16 protein-coding genes are annotated in these 20,494 nt (G+C 45.8%); 12 read left to right on the top strand and 4 right to left on the bottom strand.

The features are described 5' to 3' along the window. Positions 1 to 18 precede the first annotated feature (18 nt). The 6 genes from G517_RS0114410 to sucD all read left to right on the top strand — a co-directional run bounded on the left by G517_RS0114410 (position 19) and on the right by sucD (position 8,749). Entirely contained in the window at positions 19 to 720 is a 702-nt protein-coding gene (locus G517_RS0114410) for a succinate dehydrogenase iron-sulfur subunit (protein ID WP_281167530.1), read from the top strand. 232 nt (positions 721 to 952) lie between these two features. After that, the gene (locus G517_RS0114415; protein WP_028304995.1) at positions 953 to 3,796 is read left to right on the top strand and encodes a 2-oxoglutarate dehydrogenase E1 component; all 2,844 of its coding nucleotides are present in this window, start codon (positions 953 to 955) and stop codon (positions 3,794 to 3,796) included. Between the two features lie 87 nt (positions 3,797 to 3,883). Further along, entirely contained in the window at positions 3,884 to 5,095 is a 1,212-nt protein-coding gene (gene odhB / locus G517_RS0114420) for a 2-oxoglutarate dehydrogenase complex dihydrolipoyllysine-residue succinyltransferase (RefSeq protein WP_028304996.1), read from the top strand. Positions 5,096 to 5,137: 42 nt separating this feature from the next. Then, entirely contained in the window at positions 5,138 to 6,577 is a 1,440-nt protein-coding gene (gene lpdA / locus G517_RS0114425; protein WP_028304997.1) for a dihydrolipoyl dehydrogenase, read from the top strand. A 128-nt stretch (positions 6,578 to 6,705) separates the two neighbouring features. Beyond that, on the top strand, positions 6,706 to 7,869 hold the full coding sequence (sucC, locus tag G517_RS0114430; protein WP_028304998.1) for an ADP-forming succinate--CoA ligase subunit beta: 1,164 nt from the start codon (positions 6,706 to 6,708) through the stop codon (positions 7,867 to 7,869). A 4-nt stretch (positions 7,870 to 7,873) separates the two neighbouring features. Further along, a complete protein-coding gene (gene sucD, locus G517_RS0114435) occupies positions 7,874 to 8,749 on the top strand; it encodes a succinate--CoA ligase subunit alpha (RefSeq protein ID WP_028304999.1) in 876 nt (291 codons plus the stop codon). A gap of 105 nt (positions 8,750 to 8,854) precedes the next feature. Here sucD and G517_RS0114440 read toward each other — a convergent pair whose 3' ends face one another. Further along, the gene (locus tag G517_RS0114440; RefSeq protein WP_028305000.1) at positions 8,855 to 9,412 is read right to left on the bottom strand and encodes a hypothetical protein; all 558 of its coding nucleotides are present in this window, start codon (positions 9,410 to 9,412) and stop codon (positions 8,855 to 8,857) included. Positions 9,413 to 9,733: 321 nt separating this feature from the next. Between G517_RS0114440 and trhP the strand changes: the two genes are divergently transcribed. The 3 genes from trhP to cysQ all read left to right on the top strand — a co-directional run bounded on the left by trhP (position 9,734) and on the right by cysQ (position 13,040). After that, positions 9,734 to 11,158 carry a prephenate-dependent tRNA uridine(34) hydroxylase TrhP gene (gene trhP, locus G517_RS0114445; protein ID WP_028305001.1) on the top strand — a complete coding sequence of 475 codons (1,425 nt, stop codon included), beginning with the start codon at positions 9,734 to 9,736 and terminating at the stop codon, positions 11,156 to 11,158. Positions 11,159 to 11,190: 32 nt separating this feature from the next. After that, on the top strand, positions 11,191 to 12,105 hold the full coding sequence (locus tag G517_RS19375; RefSeq protein WP_051206429.1) for a prenyltransferase: 915 nt from the start codon (positions 11,191 to 11,193) through the stop codon (positions 12,103 to 12,105). Positions 12,106 to 12,203: 98 nt separating this feature from the next. Then, positions 12,204 to 13,040, top strand: coding sequence for a 3'(2'),5'-bisphosphate nucleotidase CysQ (cysQ, locus tag G517_RS0114455; RefSeq protein WP_051206430.1), 837 nt, complete (start codon positions 12,204 to 12,206; stop codon positions 13,038 to 13,040). A gap of 23 nt (positions 13,041 to 13,063) precedes the next feature. Here cysQ and G517_RS0114460 read toward each other — a convergent pair whose 3' ends face one another. Next, complete coding sequence (locus G517_RS0114460; RefSeq protein ID WP_084632275.1) at positions 13,064 to 14,227, bottom strand: GGDEF domain-containing protein; 1,164 nt, start codon at positions 14,225 to 14,227, stop codon at positions 13,064 to 13,066. A gap of 411 nt (positions 14,228 to 14,638) precedes the next feature. Here G517_RS0114460 and G517_RS0114465 point away from each other — a divergent pair, with 411 nt between their 5' ends. After that, positions 14,639 to 16,156 carry a fumarate hydratase gene (locus G517_RS0114465; RefSeq protein WP_036591539.1) on the top strand — a complete coding sequence of 506 codons (1,518 nt, stop codon included), beginning with the start codon at positions 14,639 to 14,641 and terminating at the stop codon, positions 16,154 to 16,156. A gap of 137 nt (positions 16,157 to 16,293) precedes the next feature. Next, the gene (locus G517_RS0114470; protein WP_028305005.1) at positions 16,294 to 18,264 is read left to right on the top strand and encodes a methyl-accepting chemotaxis protein; all 1,971 of its coding nucleotides are present in this window, start codon (positions 16,294 to 16,296) and stop codon (positions 18,262 to 18,264) included. 75 nt (positions 18,265 to 18,339) lie between these two features. On the opposite strand, the gene G517_RS19380 is transcribed toward G517_RS0114470, so the two are convergent. Next, positions 18,340 to 19,182, bottom strand: coding sequence for an ATP-grasp domain-containing protein (locus G517_RS19380; RefSeq protein ID WP_051206431.1), 843 nt, complete (start codon positions 19,180 to 19,182; stop codon positions 18,340 to 18,342). Positions 19,183 to 19,777: 595 nt separating this feature from the next. Between G517_RS19380 and G517_RS0114480 the strand changes: the two genes are divergently transcribed. After that, positions 19,778 to 20,164, top strand: a complete 387-nt coding sequence (locus tag G517_RS0114480; protein WP_028305006.1) for a tautomerase family protein — start codon at positions 19,778 to 19,780, stop codon at positions 20,162 to 20,164. Positions 20,165 to 20,232: 68 nt separating this feature from the next. On the opposite strand, the gene G517_RS21410 is transcribed toward G517_RS0114480, so the two are convergent. Further along, positions 20,233 to 20,494, bottom strand: a 262-nt coding sequence (locus tag G517_RS21410) for a hypothetical protein (protein ID WP_425413778.1), incomplete at its 5' end; no start/stop codon positions are given.

A 20,494-nucleotide genomic window follows, 5' to 3' on the forward strand; every position in this document is an offset into this window, starting at 1 on the left:
ACGGGAGTTAGCCTAATGCTGGTTGTTAGTGTATATCGCTATAATCCGGAAAAAGATTCTGCTCCGTATATGCAGGACTTTAACGTCGATACTAAAGGCGCTGACCTGATGGTATTGGATGTGATGCATCTGGTAAAAGAGCAGGACAATACTTTTGCTTACCGTCGTTCTTGCCGTGAGGGTGTTTGCGGTTCCGACGGTATGAACATGAACGGTAAAAATGGCCTTGCCTGTGTTACCCCTCTGTCAGAAGTTGTGACAAGTGGTAAGCTAGTCGTTCGTCCTCTACCGGGTCTACCTGTTATTCGCGATCTTGTAGTTGATATGTCTTTGTTCTACAAGCAATATGAGCGTATCAAACCTTATTTGTTGAATGACACTCCGGCTCCGGCTATTGAGCGTCTGCAAGCACCTGAGGATCGTGATAAGCTTGATGGCCTGTACGAATGTATCCTTTGTGCATGCTGTTCAACGGCTTGTCCGTCGTTCTGGTGGAACCCTGATAAATTTGTTGGCCCATCTGGCCTTTTACAAGCTTATCGTTTCCTGATCGACAGCCGTGATACACAAACTCGTGAGCGATTAGCAGAACTGGACGATCCGTTCAGCGTTTTCCGCTGCCGAGGTATTATGAACTGCGTTAGCGTATGTCCAAAAGGCTTGAACCCAACAAAAGCCATTGGTCATATTCGTGATATGTTGTTGCGTGAAGCAACCTAGTCAAACCGCAGCTCATTAATACAATAATAAAGCTATTGTGTCTGCCATGAGGTAGACACCTGTGGCGCTAAGCCGGTGCTCAAAAGGCACCGGTTTTAGCAAATGTAAAACGACTTGGGGAATGGGGCTCGACCCTAATCTACAGAAAGGTAAGGCACACTACCTTTTTTTGACCTAAAACAGACTCAGTGGTCATTGTAGATTTCAAGTTCCTCGTGCAGGGTGACTAAGAATGCAAGAAGGCATAATGGACTTGATGTGGAGCTCTTCCCACGTCTACGGGGGCAATGTGTCCTACGTTGAAGGGCTTTATGAGCAATATTTGCTTGATCCGAATGCAATTCCTGAAGAGTGGAGGAACTACTTCGACAAGCTTCCAAGAACCGAAGGGAATGGTTCTCATGATATCCCCCTTACGCCCATCCGCGAACACTTTGATCTGCTTGCTAAGAACAAGCATAAAGCTGCTCCCGCCAGTGCTGGCTCCGTAAGCACTGACCACGAAAAGAAACAAGTTCGTGTTTTACAGCTAATCAATGCTTATCGTTTTCGTGGCCATCAAAAGGCAAATATTGACCCGCTGAATCTCCTTCAGCGAGAGCCTATTGCAGATATGGAACTGGCGTACCATCAGTTATCTGCTGCTGATCTTGATACCGTATTCCAAACCGGTTCACTATTTATCGGTAAAGATGAAGCACCTCTGCGTGACATCATCGAAGCGCTAGAAAAAACCTATTGCTCCACCACCGGCGCTGAGTTCATGCATATCGTGAACACAGAAGAGAAGCGTTGGTTACAACAGCGTTTTGAAAGCGTGCGTTCTGCTCCTGCATTCGGAGTTGAAGCGAAAAAGCATATCCATGAGCGGTTAACCGCTGCGGAAGGAATGGAGAGCTACCTTGCCTCTCGCTACCCAGGTACCAAGCGTTTTGGTCTGGAAGGCGGTGAATCCTTTATCCCTATGGTTGATGAACTGATTCAGCGTTCCGGTTCTTTTGGGGTTAAAGAAGTTGTTATCGGCATGGCTCACCGAGGTCGATTAAACCTTCTGATTAATATTTTGGGTAAAAACCCGGCAGAACTGTTTGAAGAGTTTGAAGGCAAAAAACTCATGCATGATGGTTCTGGTGATGTGAAATACCACCAAGGTTTCTCATCTAACGTTATGACTCCTGGCGGCGAAGTTCACTTAGCCTTAGCATTTAACCCTTCCCACTTAGAAATTGTATCCCCTGTGGTTGAAGGCTCTGTACGTGCTCGCCAAGATCGTCGTAAAGATGACTCTGGCAATTCCGTTATGCCAATGGTTGTTCATGGTGATTCGGCATTTGCGGGTCAAGGCGTTGTGATGGAGACATTCCAGATGTCTCAAACTCGCGCTTATAAAACCGGCGGCACGATCCACCTTGTGATCAATAACCAAGTTGGTTTTACTACTAGTAAGCCGGAAGATACTCGTTCTACTGAATACTGTACTGATATTGCTAAAATGGTACAGGCTCCGATTATTCACGTTAATGGTGATGATCCTGAAGCGGTTATTCATGCGGCTCAAGTTGCTGCAGATTATCGCCAACAGTTTAAACGTGACGTGGTTATTGATCTGGTTTGTTATCGCCGTCGTGGTCACAACGAAGCCGATGAGCCATCCGGTACTCAGCCTTTGATGTATCAGAAGATTACTGCGCAACCAACAACACGCACGATTTACGCGAAAAAGTTGATTGCAGAAGGTATTCTGACTGAAGCTGAAGACAAAGATTTAATGGAAGAGTACCGCTCAGCTTTAGTTGACGGTCGTCACGTTGCTAAGAGTTTAGTTAAAGAGCCTAACAAAGAGCTATTTGTTGATTGGACTCCTTACCTAGGTCATGAGTGGACTTCTGAAGCAGATACTACGGTCGAATTAACACACCTGCAATCTTTGGCCAGCAAGCTGGGTGATATTCCAGACGGCATTAAGATTCAGCGACAGGTTAACAAGATTTACGAAGACCGTCGTAAAATGGCTGCAGGCGCGATGCCTGTAAACTGGGGTTTTGCAGAAGTATTGGCTTATGCCACTATTCTGGATCAAGATCATCCTGTGCGTATCACAGGGCAAGATGTTGGTCGTGGTACTTTCTCTCACCGCCATGCTGTGATCCACAGTCAGACAGACGGAGCGGTTTATGTGCCGCTTCAGAACTTGTCTGAGACACAGCCAACCATGACCATTCGTGATTCTTATCTGTCAGAAGAAGCTGTTCTAGCGTTTGAGTATGGTTACGCCACAACAAAACCCGATGCTCTCGTTATTTGGGAAGCACAGTTTGGTGATTTCGCTAACGGTGCACAGGTTGTTATTGATCAGTTTATCACCAGTGGTGAGCATAAATGGGGACGTCTGTGTGGTTTGACGATGTTGCTACCACACGGCTACGAGGGCCAAGGCCCTGAACACTCCTCTGCGCGTCTTGAGCGTTATTTGCAGTCTTGTGCTGAGCAAAATATTCAAGTGGTTGTTCCAACGACCCCTGCTCAGGTGTATCACATGTTACGCCGCCAAGTCATTCGTCCGCTGCGTAAGCCCTTGATTGTGATGACACCTAAGAGTTTGCTGCGCCACAAAGATGCAACATCTTCTTTGGAAGAGTTAGCTAATGGTAGCTTCCAGACCATTATTAACGAAGTTGATAGCAGCATCGATAAGAGTCAGGTGAAACGTCTGATTCTGACCAGTGGTAAGGTTTACTACGATCTGGCGAATTATCGCCGTGAAAATGAGCGTAGTGACACAGCGATTATTCGTATTGAGCAGTTGTATCCATTCCCACAGGAAGCCTTGGCTGAGATTGCTGCGGAGTATCCTGCTTTGGAAACGGTTGTTTGGTGTCAGGATGAGCCAATGAACCAAGGCGCTTGGTACAGCAGTCAGCATCATATGCGTGGTGTATTTAATAACTACCGTAAAGGCTTTGGCTATGAGCTGCAATTTGCAGGTCGTGCGGCTTCTGCGGCACCTGCTTGTGGTTATACCTCGGTACACGCTGAACAGCAGAATCAGCTTGTCTCTGATGCTTTTAACGCTTAATTGATCAATGAAGTGCCTCTTCTCAAGTGAAGGGGCGCTAACTGTTTTTGTTTGTGCAAACACAGAACAATCCAGAAAGGACCGAACATGGCTACTGAAATTAAAGCTCCCGTCTTCCCTGAGTCTGTTGCAGACGGCACGATTATCAACTGGAATAAACAACCCGGTGAAGCCGTTGAGCGTGACGAACTATTGGTTGAAATTGAAACCGATAAAGTTGTTCTTGAAGTTGTTGCTCCTGCCGCTGGTGCATTGAAAGAGATTGTCAAAGACGTTGATTCAACCGTACTAAGTGACGAGCTGATTGCGATCTTTGAAGAAGGTGCCGTTGGTACGGCTACAGCTCCAGCCGCTGCTGATGAAGCATCTGCTCCAGCGGCTGCTGAAGAAGAAACGGTACAAGTTGGTGACAAGATTCTTAGCCCTGCTGCACGCAAAATGGCTCAAGAAAACAATCTTGATGTTGCCAAGCTAAGCGGTACAGGTAAAGGTGGCCGCGTTACGAAAGAAGACGTACAGAAAGCAGTACAGTCTGGTGTAGCTAAAGCAGCTCCTGCGTCAGTACCGGCTGTTGCAGTTAGTGTTGCACCGGGTGAGCGTGTAGAAAAACGCGTGCCTATGAGTCGTATGCGTCAAACGATTGCTAAGCGTTTAGTCGAAGCTCAGCAGACAGCCGCCATGTTGACCACTTATAATGAAGTGGACATGAAGCCTGTTATGGAACTGCGTAAAAAATACAAAGATATGTTCGAGAAAAAGCACAATGGTACACGCCTAGGCTTTATGTCGTTCTTTGTTAAAGCAGCTTCTGAAGCGCTTAAACGCTTCCCGGATGTTAATGCTTCCATTGACGGTACTGATATCGTTTACCACGGCTACTATGATATTGGTGTTGCGGTTTCTACCGAACGTGGTTTGGTTGTGCCTATCTTACGTGATACTGACACCATGAGCCTTGCCGATGTAGAATCAGGTATTGGTGAGTATGCTAAGCGTGGCCGTGATGGCAAGCTAGGTATTGCGGATATGACCGGCGGTACGTTCACCATTACTAATGGTGGCGTATTCGGTTCTTTGATGTCTACTCCGATTCTTAATGCGCCTCAGACGGCTATTCTAGGTATGCATAAGATTCAAGAACGACCTATGGCTGTTAACGGACAGGTAGAGATTCGTCCTATGATGTATCTTGCCTTGTCTTATGACCACCGTATGATAGATGGTAAAGATGCTGTACAGTTCCTTGTTACAATCAAAGAACTTCTTGAAGATCCAGCGCGTATCCTGCTGGAAGTTTAAATACAGTTTGATCACTCATGACACGAGAGACAGGAAAAGATAATGTCTGAAAAATTTGATGTAGTTGTCATCGGTGCAGGTCCTGGCGGTTATGTTGCAGCTATCCGTGCGGCACAACTTGGCCTGAAAACAGCTTGCGTTGAAAAATGGCTGAACAAAGAAGGCAAGCCTATTTATGGTGGTACTTGCTTGAATGTGGGTTGTATCCCATCAAAAGCATTGCTAGAAGCTTCCCATAAGTATGCTGAAACTCAGCACGACTTTGCTGATCTGGGTATTGAAGTTTCTGACGTTAAAATGAACGTTAAGAAAATGATCGCCCGTAAGAACAAAATCGTTGGTAACTTGACTCAAGGTATCGCGGGTTTGTTTAAAGCAAACGGCGTTACTGGCTTGCACGGTACGGGTAAAGTACTGAGCGGTAAGAAAGTAGAAGTTACTGCTCATGATGGTTCTGTTCAGATTGTTGAAGCGGAAAATATCATTATCGCTTCAGGGTCTGTTCCGGTAGAAATCCCACCAACACCTCTGACTGAAGGTCTGATTGTTGACTCAACTGGTGCACTGGACTTTGAAGAAGTTCCAGGCCGTTTGGGTGTGATCGGTGGTGGTGTGATCGGTTTGGAATTAGGCTCTGTATGGCAGCGTCTAGGTTCTGAAGTGACCGTACTGGAAGCACAAGACTCTTTCTTAGCCTCTACCGATCAACAGATCGCTAAAGAAGCTAAGAAAATTCTGACCAAACAGGGCATGGATATCAAGATTGGTGCTCGTGTTACTGGGTCGGAAATTAACGGCAGTGAAGTCGTTGTTACTTATGCCGACTCTAAAGGTGAACAGCAGCAGACGTTTGATAAGTTGATCGTTTGCGTGGGTCGTCGTCCATACACTGAAGCTTTGCTGTCTAATGATTGCGGTGTTTCTCTGGATGAGCGTGGCTTTATCTTCGTTGATGACAGCTGCCGTACTTCTGTACCGGGTGTTTTTGCGATTGGTGATGTGGTTCGTGGCCCTATGCTGGCACACAAAGCATCTGAAGAAGGTGTTGTAGTTGCTGATATCATTGCCGGCCATAAAGCTGAAATGAATTACGACGCTATTCCTGGTGTTATTTATACCTTCCCTGAAATCGCTTCTGTGGGTAAAACCGAAGAAGACGTGAAAGCAGAAGGTACTGAATATGAAACGGGTGTTTTCCCGTTCACCGCTATAGGTCGTGCCATGACCAATGGTTGTACCGACGGTATGGTGAAGATTATTACTCAGAAAGATACTGATCGTATCTTGGGTATGCATATTATCGGCCAGAATGCTGGTGAAATGATCCATCAGGGTGTGATCGCTATGGAGTTTGGTTCCAGCGCTGAAGATCTAGCACTAATGTGTTTTGCTCACCCGACATTGTCTGAGGCTGTTCACGAAGCAGCATTGGCTGTTGATGGCCATGCGATTCACATGCCGAACCGTAAAAAGCGTAAGTAAGATTGTTAAATACGTAAGACCGTTAAAACGTAAGAAATAACAAAAATTACGGGCAACCGTAGCAGGGGGCGACACCTACCCCAAGGTGTCGCCAATAGTGTTAGTGCACAAAAAAATGGCTTAGCAGTATGAATCTTCATGAATATCAAGGCAAAGAGCTTTTTGCCGCATACGGACTGCCTGTCTCCAAAGGTTTTGCTGTAGACACCCCAGAAGAAGCCGCGCAAGCGTGTGAGAAAATTGGTGGTGACAAGTGGGTAGTTAAAGCACAGGTTCACGCCGGTGGCCGTGGTAAAGCTGGCGGTGTGAAGCTTATTGACACTCCGGCACAAGCCGCTGAGTTTACTCAGAATTGGTTAGGTAAAAACCTAGTTACATACCAAACGGATGAAAATGGTCAGCCTGTTTCTAAAATTTTGGTAGAAACCTGCACCGACATCGCTGACGAGCTATATCTGGGCGCGGTTGTTGACCGTGCAAGCCGTCGCATCGTTTTCATGGCATCCACCGAAGGTGGTGTTGAGATCGAGAAAGTTGCTGAAGAAACTCCTGAGAAGATTCTTAAAGCAGTTATCGATCCTCTAGTTGGTGCTCAGCCTTATCAAGGTCGTGAATTAGGCTTCAAACTGGGTCTGAACAAGACTCAAGTTGGCCAGTTCACCAAGATCTTCATGGGTCTGGCGAAACTGTTTGTTGAAAAAGATCTAGCGTTGATCGAAATCAACCCTCTAGTGATCAAAGAAGACGGTGATCTACACTGTCTAGATGCGAAGCTAGGTGTTGATGGTAACTCTGTTTACCGTCACAAAGATCTACAGGCGATGAATGATCCTTCACAAGAAGATGCTCGTGAAGCTGAAGCGGCTGAATGGGATCTTAACTACGTAGCACTGGATGGCAACATCGGCTGCATGGTTAACGGTGCGGGCCTAGCGATGGGTACGATGGATATCGTTGCTCTGCACGGTGGCTTCCCTGCTAACTTCCTTGACGTAGGTGGCGGTGCGACTAAAGAGCGTGTTGCTCATGCATTCAAACTGATCCTGTCTGATGACAAAGTGAAAGCAGTTCTGGTGAACATTTTTGGCGGTATTGTACGTTGCGATATGATTGCTGAAGGTATCATCGGTGCGGTGAAAGAAGTGGGCGTTAACGTACCTGTTATTGTTCGTCTTGAAGGTACAAATGCCGACCTAGGTAAGAAGGTTCTTAGCGAATCTGGCCTAGATATCATCGCAGCTGAAAGCTTAACTGACGCTGCTGAACAAGCGGTTAAAGCGGCGGGGAACTAATACAATGTCTATCTTAATTAACAAAGACACTAAAGTAATCTGCCAAGGCTTCACTGGCGGTCAGGGCACTTTCCACTCTGAGCAAGCGATTGAATACGGCACACAACTGGTTGGCGGTGTAACACCAGGTAAAGGTGGTACAACTCACCTTGATCGTCCTGTGTTTAACACGGTTGCTGAAGCGGTTGAAGCAACAGGTGCTGATGCATCTGTTATCTACGTTCCAGCCCCTTTCTGTAAGGATTCTATCCTTGAAGCGGCTAACGCAGGTATTAAGCTGATCGTTTGTATCACTGAGCACATTCCTGTTCTTGATATGCTGGATTGTAAAGTTAAGTGCGACGAGCTGGGTGTTCAGCTGGTTGGCCCTAACTGCCCAGGTGTTATCACGCCAGGGGAATGTAAAATCGGTATTATGCCGGGTCACATTCACCTGCCAGGTAAAGTAGGTATTGTATCGCGTTCAGGTACTCTAACTTATGAAGCGGTTAAGCAAACGACTGATGCAGGCTTCGGTCAGTCTACTTGCGTTGGTATCGGTGGTGATCCGATCCCTGGTTCTAACTTCATCGATATTCTTGAGTTATTCGAGAAAGATCCACAGACTGAAGCGATCGTTATGATTGGCGAAATCGGTGGTACTGCTGAAGAAGAAGCGGCTGCTTATATCAAAGCTAACGTGACTAAACCTGTTGTGTCTTACATTGCTGGTGTTACTGCACCTAAAGGTAAGCGTATGGGTCACGCTGGTGCGATCATCTCTGGTGGTAAAGGTACTGCAGATGATAAATTTGCGGCTCTAGAAGATGCAGGCGTTAAAACCGTTCGTTCTCTAGCAGGCATTGCAGATGGTCTTCGCGAAGTAACGGGTTGGAAATAATTCAACCGTTCTCGTAAGACTGAGTGTACGCTAAGTACACCAAAAGGCGGCCCTAGGGTCGCCTTTTTTATGGCAATTTTATATCAGCTTTAATGATAGGTATTGTTACAGGTACTGTGCTTTAAATTTGGCAATCAAAGCATCTGGGCGTTTTTTCTTGTTACTACCGTTTAAGACATAAACAACGGTTTCACCGTTAGGGCCTTCACCAATCTGAGTGAAACGATAAGGTGCTTCCCCTGTCGTACGTACGTCATTCATATCCTCTAGCGTTGAGAACACATAGATACGGCCTTCAACACGCATTTCTCCATAAAATGCTTCCGGCATAAGCTCACCGTCATACATCTCTACGCTTGGTACGCCAGACAGCTTGCTTTTGTCTTTACTGGTTAAGCCAAACACCAAGGTTTCGCCATGGGGGCCAGAGGCGATACGCTTAAATGCGTAAGGTGTTTCACCATGTTCTAGAAAGTGGGCATAGGTTGATTGATCATAGAAGAAATAAATACGGCCATCATCATGATGAACTTCATATAAAGCCTTAGTTTGTTGCATCTGTTCTTGCACGCTTTTTTGAGCGGTATCCATCTGCGCGCAAGCGGTCATTCCTGCTACGGCGCCTGTGATTAATAGTGCTTTTGCCAGTGCCTTAATTTTCATATCTACTTCCTTAACGTCGAGGAGATGGTTGTGATTGAATTCGTTATTTTTAGTCGAAATGAGATGGCCGTAATAAAGTGGCTGTTGTTAGAGCCATCTATTTAGAACAGCATGTAGAACTACATAGTTATAAGCAGGCTATAAAAAAAATATTGCAGGAAGGTTACGGTTTTATGGCTTAACCATTACTAAATCTATGGGGATAAAACTGTTGTCGTTTTGGGACTGTGGTAGAATCGCCAACTTTCGATTTTACGTGTGCAGTGCGCGTTTTCTTCACAGGGTGGATCTGGCCTGCAACCAGACACTGAAGAGGTTGATATGTTTAAACCTGAGCTTCTATCCCCAGCGGGAACTTTTAAAAATATGCGTTACGCATTTGCCTATGGTGCAGATGCCGTTTATGCCGGACAACCCCGCTACAGTCTTCGTGTACGTAATAATGACTTTAAACTGGCAAACCTTGAACAGGGTATTCAGTACGCCCATGAGCGTGGTAAGCAGTTTTATGTCGCCAGTAACATTGCACCTCACAATGCTAAAGTTCGTACCTATATGAACGATATGGCTCCGATTGTTGAGATGAAGCCTGATGCATTAATCATGTCGGACCCAGGCTTAATCATGATGGTTCGTGAGCGCTGGCCTGATCAAGTTATTCATTTGTCTGTACAGGCTAATGTGGTGAATTTTGCGGCGGCAAAATTCTGGCATCAACAAGGTGTTAAGCGCATTATTTTATCCCGTGAACTATCACTGGAAGAAATTGAAGAGATTCGTAACGAGTGCCCTGGTTTAGAGCTAGAAACCTTTGTCCACGGTGCGCTCTGTATCGCCTACTCTGGTCGCTGTCTATTGTCGGGTTATTTTAATCACCGTGATCCGAACCAAGGCACCTGTACTAACGCCTGTCGCTGGAACTACAACACGATTCAAACGCAAACGGATGCCACAGGTGATCTGATTCCATTATCTGAAGTGGATCAGTCTGCGGGCGTATGGGACCCGTCTATGGATCGTGGAGCCTCTGAATCTAAAACCTCTGAACTTACAGGCAGTGCGGGGAATGCATCACCGGGGGCTATGCATCATGAAGCTGGTAGCGAAGGTTTATCAGCCTTGATTGAAGAGGCTTCCCGCCCCGGTGAGTTAATGCCTATTCATGAAGATGAGCACGGCACCTATATCATGAACTCAAAAGACCTGCGTGCTGTTCAGCATGTTGAACGCCTGACCAAAATGGGTATTCACTCTCTGAAAATCGAAGGTCGTACCAAATCGCATTATTATGTTGCTCGTACCGCTCAAGTGTATCGTAAAGCAATTGATGACGCGGTTGCCGGTCGTCCGTTTGATATGAGCTTAATGGATACGCTAGAGAATATGGCGCACCGTGGTTACACCGAAGGCTTCTATCGTCGTCATGTGCATGATGAGTACCAAAATTACGAAACGGGTAACTCTATTGGCGTAAACCAGCAGTTTGTGGGCGAAGTGATGAGCTTTGACGCTCAGCGTAATATGCTGGAAATTGATGTTAAAAACCGTTTTGAAGCAGGCGATACACTGGAATTGATGCTACCTGGCGGCAACCGTCGCTTTGTACTGCCTCAAATGGAAAACCGTAAAGGTGAAGATATGAAAGTGGCTCCAGGTAATGGCCATATTATTCGTATGCCGCTTGATGGAACAGGTTTAAACGAAGCAGATCTTGAATACGCTCTTTTGATGCGTGATCTAAAATAACCTGAACTTTATCAATGCATTAAGGAATAAGGATGACAGCAACAGCACTTAATGGCTCCCAGAGTTATGGTGAGAAATACCGATTGTTAAAAGCGACACGCCCTTTCTCACTTGTTGTTGCTGTACTCTCTTGTTTACAAGGCATTATTCTAGGCTGGCAGGAGAGTAGCGCACCGATATTCTTTGCTGTTGCTCTTCTTCTTGGTGGTATTTTGCTGCAATTTGCGGTGAATCTGATTAATGATCACTCAGACCTAAAAGAGCTCGATCAGCGTTTTCCTCATTGTAATGATCAGCAGAAGCAGGTGATTGCACAGGCGATTAAACGCAACTTTCAGCTAGGGTTAGCCTGCTTTCTTGCGGCGACAGTCATTGCCTTATATCTAATGAGCTTACGAGGGCTTGATCTCTTATGGCTCTGTTTGATTGGTTTTTCTGGTGCTTATTTTTATACCCAAGAACCGATTAATTATAAGAACCGTGGACTAGGGGTTCCCATCGTTTTTTTTATGATGGGGGTTCTAATGATCACAGGGTCAGCCTATGTGATGACCGGTCATTTTACTTTTAGTGTATTAATCCAGTCGATCCCATTAAGTATTTTGACAGCCTTGATGCTACTGAGTAATGAGCTGCGGGATTTTGAAAGTGATGCTGCTGTTGGGCAAAGAACCATGACGGTACGAATAGGTTATCAGCTAGCGGTGATGATCTATAAAGTGATGGTAGTGGCCGCTTATATTTCGGTCTTGTTACTGTGGTTGCTGGGTTATATGCCGTTTACAGGCTGGGTGTTGCTTAGCATTTTTGCACTGAAGGCGCCTTGGCAGTTACTTAATGTACCGGCAGCGCAGCGTGTGAGTATTACACCGCTAACAGGACGCTTTCACGCGATATTCGGTAGCCTGTTATTGTTAAGTTATGCCATGGCCGCAGTGCTTTATTAATCAGTAGTACTTTAACCCGCAGTACTTAATCTAAAATCTGCAGTACTTAATCTAAACCTGTTTGTCCGCATATCATTTTCTCTTGCTTTGGAGTGTCTATGACAAATTTAAAGACTTTGTTACCTCAATGGCTGCCTAAAATTGCTGAACTATCCCGCCAAGCCGGTGATGCCATTATGGCGGTCTATCAGGAAACCGATTTAGGGGTGAGCTATAAGTCTGATGCGAGCCCATTGACAAAAGCAGATCTAGCGGCCCATCACTGTATTGTTGAAGGGCTGGAACAGCTAACACCGGATATTCCCGTGCTATCAGAGGAGAGTACAAATATTCCTTGGGCAGAGCGCCAAACATGGCAGCGCTATTGGCTGGTTGATCCGTTAGATGGCACTAAAGAGTTTGTTAAGCGCAATGGTGAATTTACCGTTAATATCGCGTTAATCGAAGATGGCAAACCCGTGCTAGGTGTCGTTTACGCCCCAGTGAAAGATTGGCTGTATACAGCCGCTGTTGGGGTGGGGGCTCATGCACAGTACGCAAAGGCAGCGCCTGTTGTGCTTAAGTTAGATCCCACCTTTGAACCAACATCTTGGCGAGTGGTTGGTAGTCGCTCCCACGGGGCTGAACGCTTGGCCGCCTTTAGTGATCATTTACCCGCGTTCAGCAATGTCCCTATGGGGAGTTCATTAAAACTGTGCTTAATTGCCGCCGGTGAAAGTGATCTTTATGTTCGCTTTGGCCCTACCAGCGAGTGGGATACGGCCGCGGCTCAGGCGGTGGTAGAGCAAGCGGGAGGGGCTGTTTTAGACGATGAGCTGAAACCGTTACGCTATAACCAAGAAGATAACCTTCTCAATCCAGAATTTGTGGTTTGCCAAAAAGTTAGCTCGGTATGGGCCGATTGTTTTAAATCCCTTGCTAAGCCAACCCACTAATCATGGGGTGATTGATTTTTCTGCTAAGCGGTAGCGTCAGTTGCTGAGATATAAACCGTTTGATCTCTTCCAGAGTCTTTTGCTTTATATAGTGCTTTGTCCGCTCGGTTCAGAGTATCTTCGATAGTTTCTCCGTAGCGATGCAGGGTAATACCAATGGAAACGCTGAAGGTTAAACCTTCTTCTATTGTGTCAAAGGTGTACTGTGAAAACGTATGCCTAATCCGCTCCGCAATCTGCATACCGCTTTCCTGATTCGTTTGAGGCAATAGCAGAATAAACTCTTCTCCACCATAGCGACCAAAAAGGTCGCTGCCCCTAAGGCACTCTCGGGTGATTTGACAAAAACGTTCTAAAACGGAATCCCCGACCTGATGACCAAAACGGTCATTCACTTGCTTAAAGTGATCTAGGTCGATAATGCAAAGCACTGAGGGCTGATATTGTTTTGCATTTTCTAGCCGTAAGCGACTCTCTTCAAAAAAGCGTCGACGATTTAAAATACCTGTGAGTTCATCAGTGCCTGCAATTTCATCCAGTTGTTCCATTGCTTGTTCTAATTCTTCATTGGCGAGTCGCATCTTGCGGTTGCTGTGCTGTAAGACATGGCGTTGCTTCTTCAAACGTACACTTAACCGTCGTACATAGTTGGCAAACAGAGCTATCCACGTTTGTGCCGAGGCTAGAATAACCCACTGCATTAGGCCAAACCTTAGGTCAACCTCCTCTGGCCGTAGGTGGAAGTCCGCAATAATAATACCGCCGAAACAGACGAGACTGAATAAGCCAGCACAGGCAAATTCCAGCGTTGATAACTGAAAAATACCAAACAGCATGACCATAATATAGAGAATGGTTAAGCTCCCTCGTATTTCTGGTAGTAGGCTAATTAACAGGCTAAACCAAGCGATGGTTGTTGTGATTTGAAGCAAGGTAAGGGACGGGTCGTGAAGTTTCAAATTAATACGATAATGGAATAGTAACCAGAAGGTTACTTGGCTAACCATTGCAGACAGAGTGAAGAAAAAGAAATTAGCAATGCTAAAATTGTTCAATAAATCAAGCAGTAAGGCCAGTGCCAGAATAATCAGCAACATACCGTGAGACAGTGCTGAAATACTAAGGCGTTTGATACGTAGGCGCTGTTCATGGCGTTCTCTCGCCATCGGACATTTTATTATTTTCATTCCAATTGACCGGATAAAGTGAGCGGTGCAGCGTTTCAGCCTAGGAGGTATTAGGTCGCTAATTTAGATAACCAACTTAGATGAGCAATATGGTCGGTATGTTAAACGCGAATAAAATATATACCTTTATTGCTTTAGTTTGGTTGAAAAGCCCTTAATATTCCGTGACTCATCGGTAACGGGCTGTGTGTTTTTGTTGCTGTTTCTGTTATTTGAGTATAGTCGTCTTTGTCTAAAGTTGATCTTTCGGTAAAGCCGTATCGAGATAAAATCGTGTATAATCTTGCGTATTTAGATGACCGATGACGTAGCAGAACGCTGGATCTTTCTGGCCTGCGATAATAAAAGAACTCTGGCGTGCCGGAGTTAAGCACAGATCGTGCACAGACCGTGATAGGAGATACTCTGAAGATGACGACTGTAATCCGTCAAGACGATATGATCGATAGCGTTGCGGACGCGCTGCAATATATTTCCTACTACCATCCGGTAGATTTCATTCAGGCGGTACACGAGGCCTATCTGAGAGAGGAAAACCCAGCAGCTAAAGACGCAATGGCGCAAATTCTGATCAACTCACGTATGTGTGCTGAAGGTAAGCGTCCTATCTGCCAGGATACAGGTATTGTAACGGTATTCGTAAAAGTAGGTATGCAGATACAGTGGGAAGGCGATATGAGCCTTGAAGACATGATTAACGAAGGTGTTCGTCGTGCTTATACCAACCCTGATAACGTACTGCGTGCCTCTATTTTGGCTGATCCAGCCGGAGCGCGTACCAACACTAAAGACAACACTCCTGCCGTTATCCACTATGAGATTGTACCGGGTAACAAGGTCGATGTTCAGGTTGCAGCGAAAGGCGGCGGCTCTGAAAATAAATCTAAAATGGCCATGCTAAACCCATCCGATTCCATTGTTGAATGGATTAAAAAAACCGTACCAACGATGGGTGCAGGCTGGTGTCCACCGGGTATGCTGGGTATTGGTATTGGTGGTACCGCAGAGAAAGCCGCTGTTATGGCAAAAGAATCTCTGATGGATCCTATCGACATCCATGAACTGCGTGAGCGTGGCCCTAAAAATCGTGTTGAGGAACTGCGTCTAGAAATCATGGAAGCGGTTAATGATTTGGGAATTGGTGCTCAAGGTCTTGGCGGTTTAACAACGGTTCTGGACGTTAAAATTAAAGACTACCCAACCCATGCGGCTTCTTTGCCTGTTTGTATGATTCCAAACTGTGCAGCAACTCGTCACGCTCATTTTGAGCTGGATGGCTCTGGCGCAGCGTTACAAACACCACCAAACTTGGATGACTGGCCTGAAGTCACCTTCGAAGTTGGTGAAAGCACCCGTCGTGTGAATCTGGATGAAGTGACTCCCGAAGACGTACAAAGCTGGAAACCGGGTGAAACTGTTCTACTGAACGGCAAAATGCTGACCGGTCGTGATGCCGCTCATAAGCGAATGGTTGAGATGCTGAATGCTGGCGAAGAGCTGCCCGTTGACCTGAAGGGCCGCTTTATCTACTACGTCGGCCCCGTTGATCCGGTACGTGATGAAGTCGTTGGCCCTGCTGGCCCAACAACGGCAACCCGTATGGATAAGTTCACCCGCCAGATTATTGAAAGTACCGGTCTGCTGGGTATGATCGGTAAATCTGAGCGTGGCCCTGTTGCTATTGAAGCGATCAAAGACAACAAAGCTGTTTATTTAATGGCGGTTGGTGGTGCTGCTTACTTGGTATCTAAAGCTATTGTTAGTGCCAAAGTATTGGCTTTCCCTGAAATGGGTATGGAAGCTATTTACGAGTTTGAAGTAAAAGATATGCCTGTCACCGTTGCGGTGGACACTAAGGGTGAATCCGTACACACCACAGGCCCTGCCAAGTGGAAAGAGATTATCGCTGCGAAAAACGTAAGCGCTTAATTTTATTGTGAAAAATAAAACTCGGCTTTTACAGCCGAGTTTTTGATGCTGAATATCACCTGATAATAAATGAATAGCAGTTTTAAACATGATCATCATTCACGGATTGATGGAATACGCTGTTTGGAGATAGCATCATGGCTTTTTGGAATGCATTATCAATGCGGGCACGTTTGTTCGCGGCCTCTTCAATTGTACTAACTATCGTTTTATGTCTGATTGTATTCTTGCAATCAGGTCTTAATAGCAACGACCGACTGAACCGTCTAGAGCTTGAGGAGCTACCTGCTGCTATCACGGGGATATCTGCCCGTATTGAAGCGGCTTTAAGCCCTGCCATTGCAGGATCGCAATCGCTCTCGAACAACACCTTTATTCAACGCTGGGTTCGCGATGGTGCCGATGAATCCCGCTTACCTGAAATAGCAGAAGCCCTAGCCCAAACGTTTAAGTCTCTTGATGCTGAAGTGGCCTTTATGGCGATTAGACTCCCTTCCGGTGATTATTTCTATCATTATGCCGGTAAGCTCAGTGTGCAAAAGATGTCGACTAGCAATCCTGATAATGCTTGGTATTACCGCTATATTAAGTCAGGTCAAGAATATGAGTTGAATTTGGATACGAATGAACTCAGCGGCGGCAAGATGATGATGTTCGTAAATTACAGTAGCGATATGACCCGGGCCAACGGTGAGCCGATAGTCGTCGCTGGGGCCGCGCTTAATATGAGCCAGATGGCGAATATGATACAAAATTATCGTATTGGTGAATCAGGTATTGTGATGCTGTCGGATAAAAAAGGTTTAATTAATATCCATCCAGACTCCTCTATTGCGGGTAAGAAAAATCTTAGCCAATCCCCAGATTTTGCTCCTTTAGTGAATACGCAATGGCAGGGAGTTTCTGCGGACACTTCTCGTATCTATCGGGTTGAGCGTGCAGGAAACCCTGTTTTTATTGGTGCTATCTATATTTCTGCTTTACAGCGCTATTTAGTGGCCGAGGTTCCTGTGGTAGAAATTATGGCCCAGATTCAAGGGAATCAACGCTATACCCTGATGGTTGCTGGGCTTTTACTTTTGGCTAGTTTGGCTGTTTTATACCCACTGGCAGGTATTTTGATAAGGCCGATCACTCGCCTGCGTCAACAATTGGGTAGCGTGACGGATGAGATGAATTTAAAGGCTCAGTTCTCTACAACAGACAGGGCTGAGGTAGGGGAGTTATGCCTACAGCTCAATAAGCTGTTTGATCGTCTACGGGATACCCTTTTAGATGTACAGCATTCCGCCAAAGAAGCAGAGGCTATTGGCTCTAATGTTCAGCAGGCAGCCTCCCAGACTCAAGAAGCATCCTTTCAACAGCAGCAGGCTATTAATGGTATCTCGAACCATATGGATCAGTTAGCTGAACAGGTCTCAATTATTGCGGATCAGGCAGAGGAAGCGGCGGGGCTTTCAGATAAAGGTGGCACAGTACTCGCGAGAGCCTTAACTCAACTAGGGCAGAGCCATGAAGCGATTAGCAATCTGACAAAAGATATGACCCAGAGCCTGGGAGAGCTAGATAAGCTGTTATCCCATAGTGAAAATATTATGCAGGTTCTTGAGGTTATTCGCGGTATTTCAGATCAAACTAACTTATTGGCGCTCAATGCAGCAATTGAAGCCGCTAGAGCTGGGGAGCATGGTCGAGGTTTTGCCGTTGTGGCCGATGAAGTTCGCCAATTAGCCAGCCGTACTCAGTCCTCCACGACAGAAATCCATGAGATGCTGGAGAACTTGAAACACTCAAGTGAATGCATGGCAAGCCAACTGAAATACAGTTCTGAAAGCAGTGAAAAAGGGATGCAAAGCCTTGATGAAACACAGGAAGAGCTAACGATACTCTCTGATGAGATGAAGGCTATTTTCAGTAAAAATAGGCTGATGGCGGATCAGACTCATCATCAACATGATGCGGTTAATAAAGTGCATATTGCCCTAGAGCGATTGTCTGATGATGCGGCAGTTACTGCATCATTAGCTGATAACTCCAGCGAGGCCAGCGAGAGTATTAACCGGTTGATGCAACAACTACACGATAAGAGCCAACGTTTTCAGTGTTAATCTAACGTCGTCAACAGGGCTGAATATTCTTCAGCCCTTTTTTTCAGCCTCTTTTATCTTTTGACCTTTTAGAGACTAGGCTGCTACTGCGGATTTTCTACGTCTCAATCCTTTTGGTGTTAAGTTATTCGGGCCATCCGGCTGGTCGTCGTCGTTTAAGGCGGATGCCAGATACGCTAAAATCATCGGCGTGGTATCGCCAATAAGCTTATTTATGCCTTGGGTGCCAAACATCCGGTTGAACTCCAGCACAAAGGGGTAATGATCAACCATCGCAATATCAAAGCCTGCGTGATCAATACCAAGTGTTCTTGCTAGCTTGAGCACTAACCTGATAGCGGCTTCCGGTATCGGGCCTTCCAATACGACACCACCTCGGGCGATATTGTTATGGAAACCATTATCCGATTGAATTCGCCAGTAACCACCAACAACCTTATCGCCGATCACAACAATTCTTAAGTCACGGTCAATGGGCAGATATTCCTGGGCATACAGAGTATCGGTTTGTAGGCAGTACAGATGCCAGTCTGCCAGAGACTCTATAAGAAAGACACCTTCACCCATAGAGCTTTTTGGGATTTTAGCCACAAAGGGCAAGGGCATTTTTTGCCAGATTTCATCGGCTTTCTCAGGGCTATTACCGTGAATCAATGTATAGGGAACATGCGCTGGCGCTACAGCCATAAAAGCGCGAGTCATTTCTACTTTGTTATACCCAAATGCATAGCTTGCCGGTGAAGGGAATATGCGCTTTTTAAAGGCATAGCGCATAACGTTGAGCTGCCAATACTCAGGAAATAACAACCAGTCTGCAGCGTTAATTTCCGTTTCATGGGATAGATAGTGATCGGGTTTTATATAAGGCGTTGCTGGGAAATTTAACGTACGTAAAGCATCAAACGAGATCAGTTTCATACAGGTTTACACGCACAAGTTGAAGGTGAGTGATCATACAAAGCTTCTGTGATCCTGCCAATCAGAATAACCGGAATAACGTCATCATGAACTCAGTTAAAAGCGAAATTTAGGTGAACAGCGACAGATTGCGCGGGATTAGATGCAGTGTAGAAATTACGGGTGTCCCTTTATCTATGTTTTCTCCATTTCCATGCTGTAGCCACGCAAACGAATCTCTGATCTGATGCTTTCCAAAAATGGACTTTTAGCCATAAACCGCCCTCCATGTGATATTTGCTCTTACATGGTTAAATATACAGTTTATTTTTGGTTTTGCAGAAAAACGTGCTCGTTTTGTCCGACTTAATGCTCGGTTTACCGGTGCGGCGAAATTGGATAAGCTGTAAAATCAATGAATTATAGGAACGGGCGCGGGAATAACAGGTGCACGGTTGCGGTATATATGCGCATGCGCGTTTAGCAGGGAAGCAGTCAGATCAGAAAACGGAATTTTCCTTTCTAATCAAACTCTTTCCTCAATTTTTGACAGTATATTGAAATCGGCTAAACGCGCATGCCTATGATTAAAATGTTACACATCGCAGGAGGTATTGTGATAGTCATCTATGGAATCAAGGAACACCTTAATCCGGTCAAGGCTCAGCTTTCTGAGGTCATTCACGGATGTATGCAGTCAGTTTTGGGCATGCCAGAAGACAAGCGGGCTCATCGCTTTATCCCTATGGAATCCGAGGATTTTTATTACCCCGGTGGCAGGACGCCCGCCTACACTGCCATCGAGATCAATATGATGCAGGGCAGAACTCCCGAGACCCAAAAAGCCTTGATCAAGGAGCTCTTCAACAAGATTGAGTCCGTGGTTGGCATATCGCCCGTGGATATTGAGGTCACGATCAAGGAACAACCACCCCACTGTTGGGGCTTTCGTGGCATGACTGGAGATGAGGCGCGCGACCTCAAGTACTCGGTCAATGTGTAATCGGGTAGCCGGAGGTATCTAGCCTCCAGCCCCCACAACACCCTGCATGCGGATCCGCACAGGGCGTTTCACTTAGAATGGTGAAGCTTAATCCATCCATCGCGTAACGAATATAATCCTTCGGTTTTTAAATAAGCATTTGATAATGCCTGATTAATCCCCGGAGTTTTGGAGCTACGCCATGGGCCTTTACTCGTAATACCACAAGCTACCGCAGCTTGAACGCGAACACCTAGCCTCATTAAATTTCTTACTTTAGTGCGTGGCTTTCGCCACTGTCGCCAATAAGCCATTCTAACTCTGCGACGAATCCAATGATCTAGATCCATG

This window comes from Oceanospirillum maris DSM 6286 (assembly GCF_000422865.1).
GTDB lineage: Bacteria > Pseudomonadota > Gammaproteobacteria > Pseudomonadales > Halomonadaceae > Oceanospirillum > Oceanospirillum maris.